Consider the following 18,859-nt stretch of genomic DNA (forward strand, 5'->3'; position numbering starts at 1 on the left):
CCGTCGACCACCTCCGGTCGAAGCGGTGACGGCGTCCTCGGTGGACATGCTTTCGTGGGGCTGCCATGTCGTCCTACCTTCTTGGTCGTCTCGTCGTGTCGGCGCTCCCATCCGGGCAGGACGGTCAGTGCCACGAGGCGGTGCGCGGGGATGGCGACGGGTCGGTGCCGCCCCTCAAAGACCGGACAGAAGTCGATGTGCCGTTCGCCGACACCGACCAGGGAGCCGAAGACACTCGCCAGGAACGTCCCCTCGTCCCGCCGCCCGCACTCCACGTCCAACCGCAGCAACTGGTGGGGGTACAGGCGTTCCTCATGCAGCGGCGCGAGGCCACCGTCCTCCTCCGGCGCCCAGACCCGTCGTCCGCGGTGGGCGCCGTACGGATCGTCGGTTGCTTTCAGTCGATGCGGGAACGCCCCACGCACCGCGCGCCGTTCGGAGCGCACGGCCTTGGAGACCGTGGTGCGGTCGCCGTCCGCGTCTGTGATTCCGGGGGTGGTGGTTGGTGTGTGGACGGTGGCGTGAGCTGGGGTGTTGCAGGTCGGATGAGAACATTTCGGAGTTGTCCGGGTGGAGGCTGTGGGGGTCTGACCTGGGGGTTTCGCGTTTTTGTTGAGAATGCGCGGGTGTGTTGCACATAGCCCTGTGCGTCTACTGAGGTTTCCGGGTCCGGTTGACGGTGTGTCAAATATGGGCATACCCGCTGTATGGGGAGTTCGGGGATGACTCCGGCTGAGCGGGAACGCCGGGAGAAGTTGCGTTTGAGGGCGGCTGGTTGGTTCGCGTCGGGGGTGTCGCAGGCGGAGGTGGCCCGCCGGTCGGGTGTGTCATCGCAGGCGGTGTCGGTGTGGCATCGCGCGTGGGTGAACGGCGGTGTGGACGCGTTGCGCTCGGCGGGCCCGCCGGGTGCCCATCGGCGTGTGTCGGACGAGGGGTTCGCCGCGGTCGCGGCGGTACTCGAGGCCGGCCCGGAGGCCGCCGGTTTCACCGGGCAGGTCTGGACGCTTGCGCGGGTCGGGCGGGTGATCACGCAGGTCACCGGGGTCGTCTACGCGTCGCCGTCCAGCGTGTGGCGGCTGATGAAGGCTCACGGCTGGTCGCGGCAGCGGCCCGCCCGGCGTGCGCTTGAACGGGACGAGGAGGCGGTGACGACCTGGAGGAGCACGGTGTGGCCCCGGGTAAAACCACCGCGAGGCGGACCGGTGCGGTGATCGTCTTCGCGGACGAGACGGCCTTGTCGCTGTTGCCTCCGGTCCGCGCGACGTGGGCCCCGCGCGGCCGCACCCCGATCCTGCGGGTGCGGATGGGGAAACGGCCGAAGACCTCGCTGGTCGGCTGGTGCTGTTACCCTCCGGACGGATTGCCGAAATTCCTCTACCGCATGGTGTCGGGCTCGGTTACCGACCGGGACCTGATTCGGCAACTGCCCGACATACACCGGACGTTCGACCGCCCGATCGTACTGGTGTGGGACAACCTCGGCAGTCATCGCAGCCGGCGGATGCGCGCGTTCGCCGAACGCGTCGACTGGCTGACCCTGGTCTTCCTGCCTCCGTATTCTCCCGATCTCAACCCGGTCGAGGGCGGTTGGGCGCACCTCAAAAGCGGTCCCCTGGCCAACCTCGGTGCCCGCACGCTCGACGAACTCGTCGCCGTCGCCCGCCAAGGCCTGCGGGACATCCGGCATCGCCCCGTACTCCTCACCGGCTTCCTCGCAGCAACCGCCCTGACGCGATGAACAACACAATCGGATCCGCAAAGCTCAATAAAGGCCCGGATCGTGTTTGTGCTGGTCACGGCGTTTTGGCGTGGGTCGCAGGGCGGTCTACCGTCCGGACGTGCGTGATCGCGGCTGGTGCCGGGTTTCGGCGAGATGGTCCAAGCGGATCCGGTCGAGGCTGGTTTTGGTGATGCGTTCGGTGCCGTCCACGATCGCGGTGATGGCGGCTTGGCGGATCAGGCGGGTGAGGCTGCCGACGCGTCCGGCGGTGCGTTGGTGGAGATAGGGCGCGAGGCGGGGGAGTGTCCCGGCGCGGTGTGCGTTCAGGTCGAGCGCGGCTTCCAACCCGGCGATCGACTCGGTGAACGGTTCGTGTTTCCCGAGCCGTGCCGCGAACGCGCCGCACTCGACCAGGCAAGCCCGCCCGGCGAGTTGCGCGCCGCGTACCCCGGCGAACAACGGCGTGGCGGTCACGTCGATGCCCGCGTACACGAACGTCGCCCCGGCCGATGCTCCACGACCTCGACGAAAACGCCCGCGCCGCCTACGCCCGCATCGCCGTCGGATTCCGCGCCGCCGCCCGAGCGGTCGAGTACGTCCTCGCCACCAGACTCGTCAACGAGCTCGTCGAGGGCCGCCGGCGCGTGGTCGTCGACCACGGTCCGGACAGCGTGCTCCCCGCCGTGACTGCGCGCGGATCGGAATCGCGGTGCCGGTGCGGCGTCCGGGAACGGCACCGATTCCCCGACACCGCCTCGCCGTCGCCGTGGGCCACCGCGTCGGATTACTCCGGGAACCACGGGTGTATGCGGTGCTCGCGCATACCACCAGGGTTTGCTCGCGGCTTGGAACCCCGGGTTGACGTGGGAGGCGGACGACCCGTCCTACCTTCGAAGTTCCGGGACGAAGAAGGGACGGAACAAACCCATGACACGCATTTCAACCCGCAGGATCGCGATCCTCGCCGCAGGCATGGCCCTGTTCGGGGGTACCGCGTTGACCGCCTCCCCTGCCTCCGCCGTACCCACCGCCCCGTCGGGGGCGAACACCGCGACGGCAACGTTCCCGTCGGCCTCGACCGCCGCGGCGGCCTCGTGCTCCGTCACGCGGTGGGGATACAAGGGCACGGCCAAGTGCAACACGACGATGGACGTGGACTGGGACGGCAACGGCTCGACCGACGAGACGTTCGTGATCGCGCCCGACCGGACCATCTGGCACACCTGGAAGGCGGCCGGGGCCTGGAAGGAGATGCCCGGCAACGGCCGCGCCGACGACACCTACGGCGTCGCCACGATCGGCACCAAATACCGCGACGTGTTCGTGCTCGCCGGCGGCACCGTGTACTGCAGCGCACACTTCAACGGGAGCTGGCACGGCTGGGCCAAGACCTGCCCGGCGTAGACGAATCGCCCCACGGAAGCGGGTGTCGGACCGCCCGCCGGGTGGGTCCTGAACGAGCGGGGGCCTTTGGGTCCGGTGTGGATCGCGACGTCCGCACCGACCGACGAAAGACCCTCGCGCCCCACCCAGAGGGTCTGTAAATCGAACGGCTCTGCCTCACTTCCGGTGGTGACGGAGTGTGAGTCCGTGATCATGTGCTGGTGTTGAGTGCGAACGAGCTTGTACAACCTGCACGAGGGCGGAGGGCTCACGGGGGTCGACCTGGTGGAGCGCGCGGCTGGCGTGCTGGAGGAGGACGAGCCGTTCCCGGCCTCGTATCCGATGGTGCGGTGGCGGTTCGGTGCACCCCCACCGCCCCAAGTCCCGGCCCGGACACGGTCGATGGCGAATCAGCCCTTCGGATCACACACGGACCCGACACGAGCCACACATTCGTCATGTCCAGCGCATGCCCAACGCGTCCAACTCCGCGATCTGGCTTTATAGGCGAGTTGTGACAGCACCTGTTGCTCGATCCTGACAGCGCCGTCTTCCACGGGAGGGTGATGTCGCTGAGTTTTGACAGCACTTGAGTGCTTGCCTCGGGACCATGGTTGTGCTCTGCACGACGAGGGGTTCCGGATGCTGCCGAAGTCCAAGGTCGATCTGTACGCGGCGATCCGCCGCGATTCCCGCGCGGGCCTGTCCAGTCGAGCGCTGGAGCGCAAGTACGGCGTCGGGTTCCGTACCGTGCAGAAGGCGTTGTCGTCGGCATGGCCCGAGCCTCGGAAGAAGCTGCCGCCCAGGGTGACCCGGCTGGACCCGTTCAAGCCGTTGATCGACCGGATGCTGCGAGCGGACCTGGATGCGCCGCGCAAGCAGCGCCACACGGTGAAGCGGATCTTCGACCGGCTGGTCGACGAGCACGGCGCCGACGAGATCTCGTACCAGATGGTCCGCGCCTACGTCGCCGACCGCCGTGGGGAGATCCTGCTCCAGGCGGGCCGCGGGGTGGCGGACGCGTTCATTCCGCAGACCCACAAGCCCGGTGCGGAGGCGGAGGTCGACTTCGGGGACGTGACGGTGCGCCTGGCCGGTGAGTTGGTGACCTGTTACCTGTTCGCGTTCCGGCTGTCCTACTCGGGCAAGTCGGTGCACCGCATTTTCGCTTCGGCCGGGCAGGAGGCGTTCTTCGAGGGTCACGTCCATGCTCTCAACGTGTTGGGCGGGGTGCCGACCGGGAAGGTCCGCTACGACAACCTCAGGGCCGCGGTCGCCCAGGTCCTGGGTTTCTCACGGCAGCAGGTGGAGGCCGAACGGTGGACCGCCTTTCGTTCGCACCACGGCCTGGAAGCTCTCTACTGCCGGCCTGGCATCGGTGGCGCCCACGAGAAGGGCGGCGTCGAGGGGCAGATCGGCTGGTTCCGCCGCAACCGTCTCGTTCCCGTCCCGGAGGTCGCGACGCTGGCTGAGCTGAACGCGATGATCGAGCGGTGGGACGAACAGGACGACTCCCGCCGGATTCGCTCCCGGCCCCGCATCATCGGCGAGTACTTCGCCGCCGAGCGACCGCTGCTGGCGCCGCTGCCTGACGAACCGTTCGAGACAGGCCGGCTGTTCACGCCGCGGGTCGACCGCGACAGCCAGATCAGCGTCCGCACGAACCGCTACTCGGTGCCGGTGCGGCTGATCGGCCGCACCGTCCGCGTGATGCTGCACGCCTCCGAGGTGGTCGTCCACGACGGGCGGGAGGAGGTCGCACGTCACGAGCGGCTGATCGCCAAGGGCGGCACCCGCCTCGACCTGGACCACTACCTGGAGGCCCTGGTGCGCAAACCCGGTGCCCTGCCCGGGGCGACCGCGCTCGAACAGGCGCGCTCCGCAGGCAGGTTCACCCCGATCCACGACGCCTGGTGGGCGGCTGCCCGCAAAGCCCACGGCGAGCGCGACGGCACCCGGGCCCTGATCGAGGTCCTGCTGCTGAGTCGCCATCTGTCCCACGAGCACCTGGTCGCGGGCCTCGCGGTCGCCCTGAAGGCCGGAGCGTTGACCGCCGACGCCGTCGCGCTGGAGGCCCGCAAGGCCGCCGAGGCCGACACGGCGGATCCGGCCGAGCCGGAGCCACCCGCGGCCGGCCGCGCGACGGTGACGTCCCTGACCGCCCGGCGTCTTGCCCACCTGCCGCCCGACACCCGGCCGCTGCCCTCGGTGGCCCACTACGACCAGTTGCTGCGACACCGCCGGCCGGACCGCCCCACCACCTGAAGGAGAGCGCCGTGACCTTCCCCCGCCAACGAGGACTCACCGAACAGGCAGCCAACGCCGCCGTCGACCAGGCCTGCCGGATACTGCGGCTGCCCACCATCCGCGCCCAGTTCCCCGAACTCGCCGAGACCGCAGCCCGCGAGCAGATGTCCTACCTGGGATTTTTCGCCGAACTGCTGATGGCCGAGTGCGACGAGCGGTCCCGGCGCCGTTCCGAGCGTCGGATCAAGGCCGCCTGGTTCCCGCGCGACAAGTCGTTGTGCTTATCTGGGGTAGTGACGAAGGACTTTTGCAAGGCTGCTGTTCAGGACGCTGCGGACGCGTTGGGAAGGCGGTTGAGGGCGCCCCGCCCAGGCAGCCTGCTCTTGGAGGTAATCCACTGTCCTGTTGGAGCAGGGCCTCCATAGGATCGCGTCATGACTGCCGATGCCCCGCTCACCCGAGAGTCGTTCCGGCGCCTCCACCCGATCAACACGCCCCGGCCGGTGTCTCAGTTGCCGGATCGTGTCTGGACTGACGAGGACTGGAACCGGATCCAGCGTGGATATCGAGCCCGGGACATGGATGAGAAGTGGAACGTCTTCGTCGAAGGCGATGTCCTTTTCACGCATCGGAGTTGGACCGGGCACGGCATCTATGAAGCATCCTTTGCCCCGGTGATTGGTGGTGGGGTGAGGATCACCTCCGCCGTGGTGGAGAGCGATCGAGAGAACTATCGGAGCATGGGCGACGAGTACGACCGTCTGATGATGGAGCTGATCATCAGCGCGATCGTCCTCGGTGAGCCGGCCGCCGACCTCCGGGCCGGACTCGTGGAGCTGATGGCACGAGCTTCAGGAAAGAGCGATCTTCCCTCGGGCGTGGTGGAGCACAGTGCTCTGGGATTGCGCTCTGGATCGTAGGTTCCGTCGTCTGGCGAGTGTCGTCACGGCCTCGGGCCATGCGACTGGACCACGCGTTGCAGGCGCAGGATCTCGCCGTGCGCGGCGGCCAGTCGTTGTTCGAGTTCTCGGACGCGCTCGCGGTGGGTGGTGCGGTCGCGGCGGAGGGCTTCGGTGAGGGCGTGGATCACCCGGATCGGCGGTCACCGGTTCAAGCGGGACGCCGCCGCCTGGGATCACCCGCAACTGGGACGTCACCGGCACACCTTCCTCGCACCTGACCTGTCAAGGCAGCACCTGGAGATTCCGAGCACCACCACGAAGACCAACGAGGACAGCGGGGGATGGATACGGGCCGGTGGCAGCGGCGATCCCCGAGAGGGAACAAGTGCCAGCCCCAGTTGGTTGGACAAGGACCTTCACCGATCCCAGGCTCTGCGCGGCCATCGTCGACCGCCTCACCTTCGGCGGCAACATCATCGAGACCGGCACCGACTCCTACCGCCTCGCCATCACCCGCGCTCGCGCCGAACAGCAGGCTGCCGGCTGAGAGCGATGGGGACGGGCCGACCGCCGACGACCTATTCCTCGCGCAGGAAGTCCCTCAGGTCCGCGGCCAGGGCGGTCATCCCTTCGCCGGCCTCGATCACGGTCGTCACAGTGCAACTCCAGTCGCCGGGGAAGAATCCGGACCTCAGGGTCCAGCCCAGATACACGTGACCACCCGAGCCGAACACAGCCTTCACGATCAGGTTGTTGTTGGCCCAGACCCGCTCGCCCTCCCAGCCCCGGAAGTCGCGCGCGAGGCCGTCGAAGAACTCGCCCATGGCGTCCCAGACGGTCACGGTCACGGTCCCGAGCCGTGCACACACACCGTCATCGGCGACCTCCACGGCGAAGGCGACCTCGTACTCCGCCCGCGACCAATCGAACAACCGGACCGAGGCCGCCTGCGACCCCGGCCCCTTGACGACAAGCTCGACCTGCCCCGGAACCATCTCGATCAGACTCACCCGCCAAAGGGTACGGACGCCGCCAAGTCGACGTCACCACCATTCCCAGACACCGGAGCCGCTGCTACTTCTCACCAACATTTCGGGTTCCATCAGCCACTTGCTGCTGCCAACTCTCACCTACAACTGCTCTTCGTTCTGACCTATGCAGCCACCGGGTGCGTTCGTCGAACGGGTGGTGGGTGTGGTCGCGGTGGATCCACGGGATCTCGGTCGACTCGCCGTCGGGCAGGCGGATCCACACCCGGCGGCCGTCGTGGGGGTTGTGGTGGACCTCCCATTTCCCGCCTCGGGCGGCGATGCCGGAGGGCTGCCCGCGAAGCGGGCCCAGGACCTTGTGGTCGTAGGTGCGGTGGTCGATGCGGATGCCGCGTTCGTCGGCGGCCTGCCACCGCACGGGCAACAGTTCGAGGTAGTCGCCGCCGCTCAGCGGTACCGGCACGTACCCGCAGGTCGCGACCGGCGCGGCCCACATCCGGGTCGGCGTCGACGCGACCTTCGGCATCACAGGATGCCGCAGTCCTTCGTGGGGGCGGTAGTGCCGGTGCACGAGCCATTCGTCGAGCGGGTCCTGCAACCGGGCGACGCTGAAGCACGCCTCGCGTTCGACATCCGTGCCACGTCGGCCGGCGTCGGAGCCGGTGTATCCCGGAAGGTGTCGGCAGAACAGGGTGTCGATCGTCCCGAAGGTGCGCTCCACGATGCCCTTGGCCGTCGGCGCGAACCGGCGGAGCCGGCCGGACACTGATTCCCAACGTCTCACAGGCCGCGGTGAACGCCCCCGACACGAAGACCTTCCCCCGGTCCACGACGATCGTCTCCGGAACCGCGGCCGGGCGCGTGGCAGCGCCCTCGAGGCGTTCGCCGGCGTCATCAGCCGATCGCGAGAGCAGTCGGGTATGGGCGAAGCGCAGCGCGTCGGGCCGGCGGGGCCGGGCCGGGTGCGGCACCGCCATCTCCGCCGACAACAAAGCGGCGTCCACGGCCCTGGTTCCGCCCGGGCACAACACCGCGGCCGGGATCGCCCGGGTGGCGACGTCGACGGCGATGGTTACGTTCGGGCCGCCGCACCGTGCCGTCCTCGAACAAGGCCAGTACATCGAGACGCGTGGTGTCGATCCGGACCGGTTCCCCGGGTCGAAGCGCCACCGTCGGGGTCAATCCCCGTCCGTCCTGGGTGATCGCAGGATTGCGCACGGACCGCCCCGGATGGTCGGCGGGACGGGCGAGTCTATCGACGAGGCGATAGAAGGTGGCCTGTGGAGGCATCGGCACCGTATTGCCGGTATCGATCCTCGAGGAGTCGCGCGAGCAAGGGCATCAAGCCCTTGATGGTCCCCTTGGAACGTCCTCGCCGCCCGTGGAGCACCTCTTCGATCGCGGCGACGATCCGCTCGTCGGTCCGTCCCACCCCGCCGGCGGCACGCGGCGTGCGGTGGTCGACCAGGCCCCACAGGTTCTGCCGTCGGTATCGGGCGCGGATGCGCTGCGCCGTCGTCCGCGACGCCCGCCCGAAACCCCGGCGCCGTCGACTCCCGGGGTGGCCCGTTCCCGCTCGGCCAACGTGAACCTGACCGGGTCGTAGTCCGGCCGCACCACCCCACCGCCGTCGGGCCCGCCGGCACGGCCGCACTCCACTTCACGGATGTGCCGTTGCCACGCCGGCGCCCTCTCTCGTGCCGCGGCCGGGGCGGTCTCGAGCAGCCCCCACCGCGGCACCGCCCGTGGCCCGATCTCCGTGCCCGGGACGGCGAAGCCCGGATCGCGGAATGGGCCATCCTGCGTGCGCTCGCCCTTTGCCCGGGCAAGGAAGACCTGTGGTGGTTCAGGCCCGACCCGGCCGTGTACGGGTGCCCACCCGGGGGCTTGGTCGCCCGGGTCGGGCGTCGGTGAGCGGGATGCCGGAACTCGTCACGCTGCGCGTGCCGTTGCCGTTCGGCGGTGCGGAACACGTCCGCTACGGGACGGGGCTCCCGGACTCCACCGACGTTTTGGTCGTCACCGGCGTCTCCTCCTGCGGAACGTGCCCGAACGTGCCACCCGCCTGGCGCTCGTCCTTGTCGACGAGGGTCACACCAAGGAGACACACACGATTGAGCAACCCCCACCGAGTCACGATCCACCGGTCCGGCAAAGCCGCTCCCAACGTCCGGGGGGCCTCGATCATCAGCGAGCCACATTCACTCGAATGACATTCGGGCCGTTCGGGCCCCTTTTGCAACCGTACATTATGCTGAGTTGTATAACAAAATGAAGCTTGCCCGAGTCGCCGACAGGGATGGCGGCTGGATATTTCGGCCGCGGGCACCCTCTCGCGACGATGCTTTCTATTTCGACGATGCGACCACACAAAGGGATCCCATGTCCATTCAAGCCCTTCTGGCGGATACGCTGATCCAGTCCGACCGTGTCGTGAACGGAAGGCTCGAATACTATCTGGCCGCGTCGACAGTCATCCCTCTGCTGCTGGTGGCTTATTTCTTCAACGTGGATATTCCCGGAACCATCAAAAGGCTCGTGGGGGAGGGGCGGAATAGGGCCCACAATTGGCTCTATCGCATCACCCTCGAAATCTTCGCGCCCCTCGCTGCCATCGTCGGTTCGATTATTGGAGAGACTGCCTGTCTGATCGCACTCTACTCGGGTGAACCGACGTCAACCGACTCGGATCTGAGTATTGCCGGGCTGATCATGCTCACATTTGCCGGATTTATTCACTTGATTATCGTGTCCATCCTGCGCCTGAGGCAACTATTGATTCGAAATAAGTCGGAGAGTTCTCGATCCGGCGCCACCGAAACTAGTGGCTCGTGATTCGTTAGGGGTCACTTGATCGGGTCGTCACGTTTTGCTGTCCATGAGGCTTTCCTGGGAACAGGTGACGGGTGTCGGCGATGAGCCGGGACACCTCTTCTGAAACGGCCACGCGCCCGGATCGTGTTGTGGTCGCACCAGGGGTGGTCGCGGAGTCGGCCAGGGTGTCGTTGCCGACGGTGGACCGTGGGAAGGGCCGGTACGCGCGGCAGGGGCTCGCGGGTCCGGTCGGCCGCCGCCCCGGCGGCAAGGCCCGGGTACCTCCCGGACACGGCACCGCAGCCGGGATGGCCCGGGTGGCGACGTCGACGGATGGTGCCCACCGACGCCGCACAACTGCGGCAACGTCTGTCGCCCCGCCGTGTCGAGGAGCGTCTCCGCGTCCGCGCGTCGTGCTCCGCTCTCGTGCCGGGGCGGTGGTTGACCCATTGCCAACGACCCGTCAGGGTGACGGCGTCCGGCCCGTGGCACCCGGCGACCCGGCACATAAACGACCAGGTGGTCTCGCCGCTCGACGGCGCGACCCGAAACATCCCCACCGGTACCAAAGCCCACCCACACCCACTGCGAACCTCACCTCACGCCTATTGGGCCGATCTCCACCCCGGGCGCCTTCGTCGGAGGTGGGACCTCCGTTGGCCTCCACGAGTTCACCGGGGTCCTTGTCGCCGCCGCCCTTCCGCTGCGCGGCGATTCTCGCCTGCTCCGGCGGGGAGAGCCGCTCGAACCAGGCTTGCGCGTCGTCACCCGGAACCTGAAAGCGCGAGTACCGGCGTCGGTGTACGGGTACGTACCCGTACACTGCTGCCCATGAGTGAGAGGAGTTCCACGATGTCGGATGCGAATGTCCGTATTCCCGCCGAGACCCGTGATCGGCTCGCCGAGGTGGCGGCCGCTGAGGGCATGTCGCTGCGCGCGTATCTCGCGCGCCTCGCCGATACCCTGCTCACGCCGCGGGAGCGCGAGGAACGCGCGGAACAGGCCCGCCGGGTGTTGCGGGAGTGGAGCGGCTACGACCCCAGCGAGGCCGAACAGGCGAGCCTGGACACGGAGTTGGATCGGCGTATCGCGGCGGCGGGCCCGCGGTGAGCGACGCGTTGCACGTTGTGCTGGACGAGAGCGCGATGGTCGCTGCGGGGCGCGGGAACGCCATGGCCTCCCGGCTCATTCATCGCGCGCACGCCGAAGCGGGTTGGTTCCTGTACGCCCCGGCCTGTGCCCTGGTCGAGGCCGATCGGATCCGCCCCGGCACTGCCGAGCACATCGCCGCGCTGCCCGGCGTCGGCGTCCTTGAGTTGGACCTGTCTGCCGCGCTTGCGATCGCTTCCGACGACACGTGGGGCGCGGCACACGCCCGATACGCGGCCCAGGCCACCCCCGAACGCCCGGACGGCGCGTTCGTGGCCACCACCCTCCCCGGTCGATGGGCGGGACAAGCGGTACGCGTCCTCGACCTCAGCCTCTGACTCTCGACCCGGCGACACCCGTCGCCGCGCAAGCCTCGAAGGATGTCTGCCGGTATCGGTCGGCTCGGAAGGTCCGACACATCACCCTTGGTCGGGTCCCAACCGGAAGTACCATGAAGTTGTAAGGAATATTGCAGGTGCCGTAGAGGGGGCGGGTGGTTCCCGGCAGGACGGGCGGCCGGCCCCGACCGCCCCTGCCCCGGCAGATGCGTGCGATACGACGATCGAGCAGGCGAGCCCGCCGCAGGTGGCCGCTTGAGCTGCGTCTTCTCAACGGCGGGTTCGGGGTGTGGTGTTCCGACCCGGGGGTGCGGCACCGATTGGGAATTGTCGGTCTGCGCTTGGTGGTCCGGGGTCGGTTTGGGCCTGTGGTGGGTGTGTCCTTCGGTGGTGGGTCGGTTGACGTGCGGTGTCGCGGGGTTCGAGAAGGCCGCGCAGCGCGATTCGTGCATTCCCCGCGGTGGGCCGTGTGTTCGTGCGTCGGAGCCGTGCCCGGAGGGGGTTCGTGTCGTTCCTGCCCCCGCGTCTTGTCTAGGCAGCCCGGGCGGGCGATGCCCGGAACACCCGGTCGGGCGCGGTTGAGCCGAGCCAGGCGTCGCGGGCGCGGCGGTTCCTGCGGCGCGTCTCGGTTTCCTGTCGAGTTTTCCTGTCCGGTTTTCCTCACGACTTTCGAGTCGGGTTGTCGATCGAGCGCCGGGCCTGTCGATGGTGCTGTGCGTGCGCCGGTGGGCAGGTGGATGAGCGGGAACCCAGGACGGCCCCTCGACCGCGGTCACGACACGAGTGCGCTGGACCGTGCCCGGCACCCCGCGACACCCCGGCCCCGTCTGGCTCTCCAGCATCGCCGTCACGCTGGGACGCCTCGACGCCGACGCCCACGCCCGCATCCCCGAAGCCCACGACCGCGCCACGGCCCGCAAGACCTCCACCCACATCACACTCCTGGACCACGCGCGCCTGGAGCACGCCTGCGCCGAGGACCGTCCGGCTCGCACGCTCGCCCTGACCACCGCCGGCCTCGACGGTTTCGTCCTGACCGACCAGGGCCTGTACTTCGTTCGGGTGCCCTCGCCCACGGCCACCGTCCCGCTCGGCTACAACCTCGCCGCCTGCCTGGCGGCGAAACCGTTCCCCGAGGCCACCATCGACGCCGTCGTACGGACGGCGTTCGAGGCGTACCGCATCGCCGCCCGCACCGTCCTCGCCGACCGCGTCCGCGGAGCCTGCCCCTGCGGGCTCACCCTCCACCTGCACCTTCCCACCCCGGAACAGGTGTACGTGTACCTCGACATCGCCGCCGCGAACACCGCGAACATCGACAATCCGCCGGCCGTCACTCCGGCGTCCCCACCCGGAAACACCGCACCGGGCCACGGCCGCCCGGCAAAGCCCCCCGAGCGTTGAGCGGACCTCTGCCACCCGAGCCGGGACCGTGTCCGGTCCGGCCCTCCCCACACTTCTCGTTCGACCCTCGCCTCTCCCGGGAGCACACCGGTGACCACCATCGATCCCGTCCGGTCCGCCATCGTGCTCGGACCGTGCGAACTCCCCGGCACCCGACGCCATTTACCCCGAGCCGGCAACGCGGCCCGAGGATGGTGCCTGCACCTGTTCGCGGCCACCGGCCGCGCCGAGGACGCCGCCGTGTGCCTCGACGGACTCCTTCGCGCCGAACTGGGCGACAGGGGAGCCCTGAACCTCACCCGCGTGATCACGACGAGCACCGGTCCACGACACGTCGCCGCCGACCGCGGCCTGCCCGGGCTCGTGCGGGCCGTCACCGATCCCGCGCACGCCGACACGCAACACCGCGTGGCACTGGTACTCAGCCGCCACACCACCGACGACCCCCGCGCCCACACGATCGCCGCGCGAGTGCTGTCACCCCACGAACTCCCGCCCTACGAACAGCTCCACGCTTTCGTCGACCACCTCGTGCGATCCGCGGACAGCACGACCGCACCCATCCTGATCCCCTGCCCACGGGCACACCGTCGGCCGCTGTCCGACGCGTGCGGCTGCCGGACCGGGCCCCGCCGCACGGGACGAGGCCGCATACCCCACCCCCGACTCTCAACCCCCTGACACCGAGCCGGCATCGCACGCCGCCCCGCCGCGATACCGACTCCGCAAGCCGGTGGGACCACCCGCTCGCATGGACGGTCCCACCTCCGAAGCCCGCCCACCGCGCCCCCGCGATCGACCGTCCCCTTCACGACGGCGACCGCGACGCGTGGCGCAGCGAGTGCGGGCACCGTGCCCCGCAGGCCGCACTGCGGGGCACACCGGGTGGCTGGCACCGACCGCACACGCACCGGTGCCGGCCACCCCACCCCACGACCCCGGACGGCCACGGCCGTCAACCCACGGACCGAAACGGAATCGACACGTGCCGCCCCACACCCCAATCCCGACGACTCCCGCACGACACGACCGCGCCGTCGACGACCGCCCTCGACACCGGATCCGGACCGTGCGCAAGGACGCACATCAGCGGCCGTCGCACCGACCGGCGACCCACCACCGAGAGCGTGTGCCGCGCTGCGGCGGGAAGCGCCGCCCTGTTTCGGGTCCTCGCCGTCGCCCGGGCCGATCGAGGTCGCCCCGGTCGGGACCCGCGACAGGCCGCCGAGGGCCTCGACGAGCGGCAACGCCGCGACTTCCCCCGCCGACCCGCCCGCGTCGTCGCTGATCGCTGCCCGCGGCGCACCCGTCGAGATCCGGCCGTAGCACCACCGTCGCCTGCCGCCACCGTCCCCGAGGAGCACTGCGTGCCGATCCGAATACCAACTCGGGTTCCCATCCGGTAGGTCACGCTTGCGTCGCCGCCTGCCGGATTGTGGGTGAATCCGCCTTCACCACAGAGCGGTTGGTCCTACCGTGGGTACCCGTTCGCGGTACTGGGGGGTACACAGTGGATCCGATTACGATCGGTTTGTTGGCGGCTCTCGCGGGGGGCGTGGGCGGGGAGCTGGGGCGGCAGGCGTGGGCGGGGCTGGGTGCGCTGGTGCGGCGTCCGTTTCGGAACGCGGACGACGCCGCGCCCCCGGCCGACCCGGAGGGGTTGCCCGGGTCGGGGGCGGCGGAGTTCACGGCGCTGGAGGCGGCGCCCGCCGATCGGGCCCGCGCGGACGCGCTGAGCACCGCGCTGGCGGAGCGCGCCGCAAGCGACCCGCGGTTCGGCGCGGACCTGGCGCGGTGGCACGAGCACGCCCGTTTGGTGCGTACCAGCGACGGCGGAACACACAATCGGATCGGCGGCGGCACGTTCCAGGGACCCGTCCTGCAGGGCCGGGACTTCTCCGGGCTGACCTTCACCACCCCACCACCGGGGGCGGGTCCCGCGGCGGAACCGAACGAAGCCGAAGGCCCGTGACCGACGCGCCCGGCGAGGACGACGACCCCGGCCCCCGAGGCGCCCTGGACACCGGAGACACGCACAACGACATCGGCGGCGGTGTGTTCTTCCACGCCGTAGTCCAAGGCCGGAACATCACCGTGCAACTGCCGCCGCGCATCGAACCGGCGCTGTCCGGGCTGCCCGCGCCGTCGCCGGCGTTCTCCGGCCGCGACACCCACCTGGACCGCCTGCTCCGAGACCTGGCGCCCGGCCGAAACGCTGCGCAGTCGGTGCCGGTCGCGGCGGTGTCCGGCCTGGCCGGGATCGGCAAGACCGAACTCGCCGTCCAAGCCGCCACCGCGGCGCTGCGCAAGCCCGGCTGGTTCCCCGGCGGGGCGCTGTTCGTCGACCTCCTCGGCTACGACCCCGAACGCCGCGTCACACCCGCACGCGCCCTGGACGGCTGGCTACGCGCCCTCGGCATCCCCGCCGAACACATCCCCGCCGAAACCGACGACCGCGCCCGCCTGTTCCGCAGCATCCTGACCGCCTACGCCCGCGAAGACCGCCGCGTCCTGCTGGTCGTCGACAACGCCTCCACCGCCGACCAGGCCCGCCCCCTCCTACCCACCGACGGCATCACCGCAGCCCTGGTCACCTCCCGCCACACCCTCGACCTCGACGCCCGCCTCCACGACCTCGACACCCTCACCGACACCGACGCCGTCGAACTCCTGCGCCGCTCACTCCACACCACCCGCGGCCCCGCCGACACGCGTGTCGACGACGAACCCGACGCCGCCACCGCCGTCGCACGCATGTGCGCGGGCCTGCCGCTGGCCCTGCACATCGCCGCGGCCCTGCTCGCCGACACCCCCACCCGACCCCTCGCCTCCCTCGCCACCGCCCTCACCGGCGGACACACTCGGCTGAACAGGCTGCGCCGCGAGGACCGCGCCGTCCGCGCCGCGTTCGACCTGTCCTACCGCCGCCTCGACCCCGAACACGCCCGCCTGTTCCGCCTCCTCCCCCTCAACCCCGGGGTGGACATCTCCACCGAGGCCGCCGCCCACCTCGCCCACACCGACGTCACCGACACCGCACTGCACGACACGGAGGAACTCCTGCAGGACCTCGCCCGCGCCCACCTCGTCGAACCCGCCGCCACCTGGGGCCGCTGGCGCATGCACGACCTCGTACGCCTGCACGCCGACCACCACGGCAAGACCCACACCGACACCGACCACCGCGACCGGGCACGAATCCGACTCCACGCCCACTACCGCATCACCACCGCTGCCGCCGCCACCCACCTCCACACCCGGCCCGGCCCATGCGACCCCCGCTTCCCCGACCGCGCCCACGCCCTCGCCTGGCTGGACGCCGAACACGCCACCCTGGTCGCCATGGCGACCGCCGACCCGCCCCTCGGCCACGGGGAGACGACCACCGACCTCGCCCTCGCCCTCGCCGTCTACTTCGACCAACAGCGCTACTTCGACGACTGGATCACTGTCACCATCGCCGCCCTCGGCGCGTGCCAAGAGTCGGGCGACCGGCACTACGAGGGCAGGGCGTGGGACAGCCTTGGGCTCGCCCTGCACGATGTGCGGCGGTTCGAGGAGGCGATCGACGCCCACACCACCGCCGCCACTGTGTTCCGCGAACTGGGCGACCGGCACCACGAGAGCACGGCGTGGAACAATCTCGGGCTCACCCTGCGGGCGGTGCGGCGGTTCAAGGAGGCGATCAAGGCCCACACCACCGCTGCCACCATGTTCGGCGAGCTGGGCGACCGACACGGCGAGGGCGCGGCGTGGACCAACCTCGGGCTCACCCTGCGGGCGGTGCGGCGGTTCAAGGAGGCGATCACCGCCCACACCGCCGCTGCCACCGTGTTCCGCGAGCTGGGCGACCGGCACCGCGAGGGCGCGGCGTGGAGCAACCTCGGGGCCGCCCTGCACGATGTGCGGCAGTTCGAGGAGGCGATCGACGCCCAAACCACTGCCGTCACCATCTACCAAGAGTTGGGCAATCGACACCGCGAGGGCGCGGCGTGGGGCAACCTCGGGCTCACCCTGCGGGAGGTGCGGCGGTTCGAGGAGGCGATCGACGCCCAAACCGCCGCCGTCACCATATTCCGCGAGCTGGGCGACCGGCACCGCGAGGGCATGGCGCGGAACAACCTCGGGCTCACCCTGCGGGAGGTGCGGCGGTTCGAGGAGGCGATGGACGCCCATACCGCCGCCGCTACCGTGTTCCGCGAGCTGGGCGACCGGCACGCGGAACAGGACGCGCTTATGGGTGGGGCGATGGCCAGGTAAGAGTCCTTCTGCCGGGAGCTGATCTGCTGGAAGTAGTTCCTTCGTACCGAGGCGCCCCCGAGCGTTGTGGCGGAGCGTTGTAGTGGGGGGTGTGGTTGATGGCTGGTCTGGGGTTTCGTGTGTTGATTGGAAATCCGGCGGGTTGTTTGGTGGTCTCGGGGTGTGGTGGTGGGGGTTTCTTGGGGCTGGCTCGGTGGTGGTGGCCTGGGGTTTCGTAGTTTCGTGGGAACGGTCCGGGTTTTCTCGGTGATGTATTGATGCGTCGTGAGGTAGCCGCGGGTTTTTGCGGGGGTTTCGGGGTGTCGGTGTGGGTGGCCCGAGGCGGGTGTCGGCTCTCATCGGGAGGCGGGTCGTTACCGGTCAGGCCGAGCCGTGGTGGTGGAGCCCGGCCCACAGGAGGTCGTCGGGTGGGACCACCAGGCGGGGGAGTTCGAGGTGGCCGGCGATGTGTTCCAGCGCCCGTGTGTGCCGATACGTGTAAGCCGGCTCGTGGGGTGTGTCCGCGGAACACGGTGGGGGAGTGTGGTCAACGCGCGGGCGAGGGCGACGGTTTCGGGATAGGTGACGAGGGTGCGGGCCAGGAGGCTGCGGCTGACCTCGTAACGCAGGACGGCTCCGGCGAGGTCGACGTCGCGGCGGTCGCGCTCCCCGCGCACGGGCGAGGAGCCGTGTCCAAGGGGCGGACATCAATGATGTGAAATCGCTGGGCAGGGGGCTCCCACACGGACCACGATGACCACATGAAAGATGCCATACGCAAAGACGTAAGAACCCTCTCGGGTGCCCAGGCAACGACGTGGAGACCGATCGCCGCCCGGCACGGCATCTCGACCTTCAGCTGCAAGTATCTCTACACGACGGGTCTGTTGCGAGAGCACATGTCCGTCTCCGGCCTTGCCTTCCGCAACAAGGTGTACCTGGGATCGGTGTTCGCGGCGCTGATCGCGGCCGAACTCGTCGGCCACTGCGTTGAGCCCGCCACCACCAGTGCCGGGCTGCGACTCAAAAATGGCCTGCACTACCTGGAGGCCACCCGACCTGCCGCCGACGGCGAGTACGTACCGCCTGCCAAAGAACTGGTCGATCTACGGAACTTCGTCGCGCATGGTGCCTTCGCCGCAGGGAAGAAGGGTGCCTCGATGACCACGGAGACGACGACCTACCTCCTCCACCGCCTCGCCCTCGCCGCAGACAAACTGTGGAGTGACACGAAAATTCACAAGTCCTTCAAGGAGTCCGCCATCACACCCCTCTTCTTGAAGGACGAAGAGGAATGCATTTACGTCGCCGAAATGCTGGGCCGCATCGAAAGCGGCAGGACGCCGGGCCAGGATATCGACCACCAAGACGCATGGAGACAACCGAGCAACGGCGCGACCAACGTGCCCTTGTTCCCAGGCTCTTCCGGGCCCACCGGTACAGCGTGAAAACCGGCCAGTTTGGGGTTGGCCGGGTCGTAGGACGGCGCCGGCCACACGCAGGGCCGACATCTCCCGTGGTTCCGTCGCGAGGCACAGCCCGCACGCATGCCACGAGGACAATGCGTGGATCCCGCGAAGGGCACTCACTCACGCCGGCATCACCATGAGCAGTTCATCCGAAAGGTGCGAGCACACTCGCTCGAAAGAGCGATCCATAGACCGGCCCCGGATT

General features: G+C 69.3%; 16 protein-coding genes and 3 pseudogenes. 15 read left to right on the forward strand and 4 right to left on the reverse strand.

The annotated features are described in order from the left end of the window. Nucleotides 1-722: 722 nt before the first annotated feature. Together ACFXKZ_RS19490 and ACFXKZ_RS19495 are read left to right on the forward strand one after the other, a co-directional pair. Nucleotides 723-1,211: a winged helix-turn-helix domain-containing protein gene (locus tag ACFXKZ_RS19490; RefSeq protein WP_380002001.1), complete on the forward strand. Its 489-nt coding sequence runs from the start codon at nt 723-725 to the stop codon at nt 1,209-1,211. Next, on the forward strand, nt 1,169-1,738 hold the full coding sequence (locus ACFXKZ_RS19495; protein ID WP_380002003.1) for an IS630 family transposase: 570 nt from the start codon (nt 1,169-1,171) through the stop codon (nt 1,736-1,738). The genes ACFXKZ_RS19490 and ACFXKZ_RS19495 overlap by 43 nt, the downstream gene beginning before the upstream one ends. Before the next feature lie 87 nt (nt 1,739-1,825). On the opposite strand, the pseudogene ACFXKZ_RS19500 reads toward ACFXKZ_RS19495, so the two are convergent. Continuing rightward, a pseudogene (locus ACFXKZ_RS19500) lies at nt 1,826-2,224 on the reverse strand (ATP/GTP-binding protein); the annotation flags it as partial. 423 nt (nt 2,225-2,647) lie between these two features. Between ACFXKZ_RS19500 and ACFXKZ_RS19505 the strand changes: the two are divergent. The 4 genes and pseudogenes from ACFXKZ_RS19505 to ACFXKZ_RS19520 all read left to right on the forward strand — a co-directional run bounded on the left by ACFXKZ_RS19505 (nt 2,648) and on the right by ACFXKZ_RS19520 (nt 6,270). Beyond that, nucleotides 2,648-3,124, forward strand: coding sequence for a hypothetical protein (locus ACFXKZ_RS19505; RefSeq protein WP_380002005.1), 477 nt, complete (start codon nt 2,648-2,650; stop codon nt 3,122-3,124). A gap of 621 nt (nt 3,125-3,745) precedes the next feature. After that, nucleotides 3,746-5,368 (forward strand): IS21 family transposase, encoded by a 1,623-nt coding sequence (gene istA / locus ACFXKZ_RS19510; RefSeq protein WP_380002007.1) that lies wholly within the window; start codon nt 3,746-3,748, stop codon nt 5,366-5,368. Between the two features lie 11 nt (nt 5,369-5,379). Beyond that, nucleotides 5,380-5,628, forward strand: a pseudogene (locus ACFXKZ_RS19515) (ATP-binding protein); the annotation flags it as partial. Between the two features lie 156 nt (nt 5,629-5,784). Continuing rightward, a complete protein-coding gene (locus ACFXKZ_RS19520) occupies nt 5,785-6,270 on the forward strand; it encodes a hypothetical protein (protein WP_380002009.1) in 486 nt (161 codons plus the stop codon). 23 nt (nt 6,271-6,293) lie between these two features. Here ACFXKZ_RS19520 and ACFXKZ_RS19525 read toward each other — a convergent pair whose 3' ends face one another. Then, entirely contained in the window at nt 6,294-6,440 is a 147-nt protein-coding gene (locus ACFXKZ_RS19525) for a hypothetical protein (protein ID WP_380002011.1), read from the reverse strand. A gap of 212 nt (nt 6,441-6,652) precedes the next feature. Between ACFXKZ_RS19525 and ACFXKZ_RS19530 the strand changes: the two are divergent. Continuing rightward, nucleotides 6,653-6,799 (forward strand): annotated as a pseudogene (locus tag ACFXKZ_RS19530) (ATP-binding protein); the annotation flags it as partial. Between the two features lie 31 nt (nt 6,800-6,830). On the opposite strand, the gene ACFXKZ_RS19535 reads toward ACFXKZ_RS19530, so the two are convergent. Then, nucleotides 6,831-7,262, reverse strand: coding sequence for a DUF6228 family protein (locus tag ACFXKZ_RS19535; RefSeq protein WP_380002013.1), 432 nt, complete (start codon nt 7,260-7,262; stop codon nt 6,831-6,833). Between the two features lie 64 nt (nt 7,263-7,326). Further along, nucleotides 7,327-8,007, reverse strand: coding sequence for a hypothetical protein (locus ACFXKZ_RS19540; RefSeq protein ID WP_380002015.1), 681 nt, complete (start codon nt 8,005-8,007; stop codon nt 7,327-7,329). A 1,505-nt stretch (nt 8,008-9,512) separates the two neighbouring features. Between ACFXKZ_RS19540 and ACFXKZ_RS19545 the strand changes: the two genes are divergently transcribed. From ACFXKZ_RS19545 to ACFXKZ_RS19580, 8 genes are all read left to right on the forward strand, one after another. Further along, complete coding sequence (locus tag ACFXKZ_RS19545) at nt 9,513-10,076, forward strand: hypothetical protein (RefSeq protein ID WP_380002017.1); 564 nt, start codon at nt 9,513-9,515, stop codon at nt 10,074-10,076. 831 nt (nt 10,077-10,907) lie between these two features. Then, the gene (locus tag ACFXKZ_RS19550; RefSeq protein ID WP_380002086.1) at nt 10,908-11,165 is read left to right on the forward strand and encodes an Arc family DNA-binding protein; all 258 of its coding nucleotides are present in this window, start codon (nt 10,908-10,910) and stop codon (nt 11,163-11,165) included. After that, nucleotides 11,162-11,542 carry a hypothetical protein gene (locus tag ACFXKZ_RS19555; RefSeq protein ID WP_380002019.1) on the forward strand — a complete coding sequence of 127 codons (381 nt, stop codon included), beginning with the start codon at nt 11,162-11,164 and terminating at the stop codon, nt 11,540-11,542. The genes ACFXKZ_RS19550 and ACFXKZ_RS19555 overlap by 4 nt, the downstream gene beginning before the upstream one ends. Before the next feature lie 795 nt (nt 11,543-12,337). Further along, nucleotides 12,338-12,946, forward strand: a complete 609-nt coding sequence (locus tag ACFXKZ_RS19560) for a hypothetical protein (protein WP_380002021.1) — start codon at nt 12,338-12,340, stop codon at nt 12,944-12,946. A 90-nt stretch (nt 12,947-13,036) separates the two neighbouring features. Further along, nucleotides 13,037-13,627, forward strand: coding sequence for a hypothetical protein (locus ACFXKZ_RS19565; RefSeq protein WP_380002023.1), 591 nt, complete (start codon nt 13,037-13,039; stop codon nt 13,625-13,627). 853 nt (nt 13,628-14,480) lie between these two features. Continuing rightward, on the forward strand, nt 14,481-14,918 hold the full coding sequence (locus ACFXKZ_RS19570; RefSeq protein ID WP_380002025.1) for a hypothetical protein: 438 nt from the start codon (nt 14,481-14,483) through the stop codon (nt 14,916-14,918). Further along, a complete protein-coding gene (locus ACFXKZ_RS19575; protein WP_380002027.1) occupies nt 14,915-17,206 on the forward strand; it encodes a tetratricopeptide repeat protein in 2,292 nt (763 codons plus the stop codon). Before ACFXKZ_RS19570 ends, ACFXKZ_RS19575 begins: the two co-directional genes overlap by 4 nt. Nucleotides 17,207-17,946: 740 nt before the next feature. After that, nucleotides 17,947-18,633, forward strand: a complete 687-nt coding sequence (locus ACFXKZ_RS19580; protein WP_380002029.1) for a hypothetical protein — start codon at nt 17,947-17,949, stop codon at nt 18,631-18,633. Nucleotides 18,634-18,859 lie beyond the last annotated feature (226 nt).

It is taken from the genome of Embleya sp. NPDC059237, from assembly GCF_042754105.1.
GTDB lineage: Bacteria > Actinomycetota > Actinomycetes > Streptomycetales > Streptomycetaceae > Embleya.

Coding starts and splice junctions, on each gene's coding strand:
- ACFXKZ_RS19490 (WP_380002001.1), top strand. CDS start 723: ATGACTCCGGCTGAGCGGGAACGCCGGGAGAAGTTGCGTTTGAGGGCG.
- ACFXKZ_RS19505 (WP_380002005.1), top strand. CDS start 2,648: ATGACACGCATTTCAACCCGCAGGATCGCGATCCTCGCCGCAGGCATG.
- istA (WP_380002007.1), top strand. CDS start 3,746: ATGCTGCCGAAGTCCAAGGTCGATCTGTACGCGGCGATCCGCCGCGAT.
- ACFXKZ_RS19520 (WP_380002009.1), top strand. CDS start 5,785: ATGACTGCCGATGCCCCGCTCACCCGAGAGTCGTTCCGGCGCCTCCAC.
- ACFXKZ_RS19545 (WP_380002017.1), top strand. CDS start 9,513: ATGAAGCTTGCCCGAGTCGCCGACAGGGATGGCGGCTGGATATTTCGG.
- ACFXKZ_RS19550 (WP_380002086.1), top strand. CDS start 10,908: ATGTCGGATGCGAATGTCCGTATTCCCGCCGAGACCCGTGATCGGCTC.
- ACFXKZ_RS19580 (WP_380002029.1), top strand. CDS start 17,947: ATGAAAGATGCCATACGCAAAGACGTAAGAACCCTCTCGGGTGCCCAG.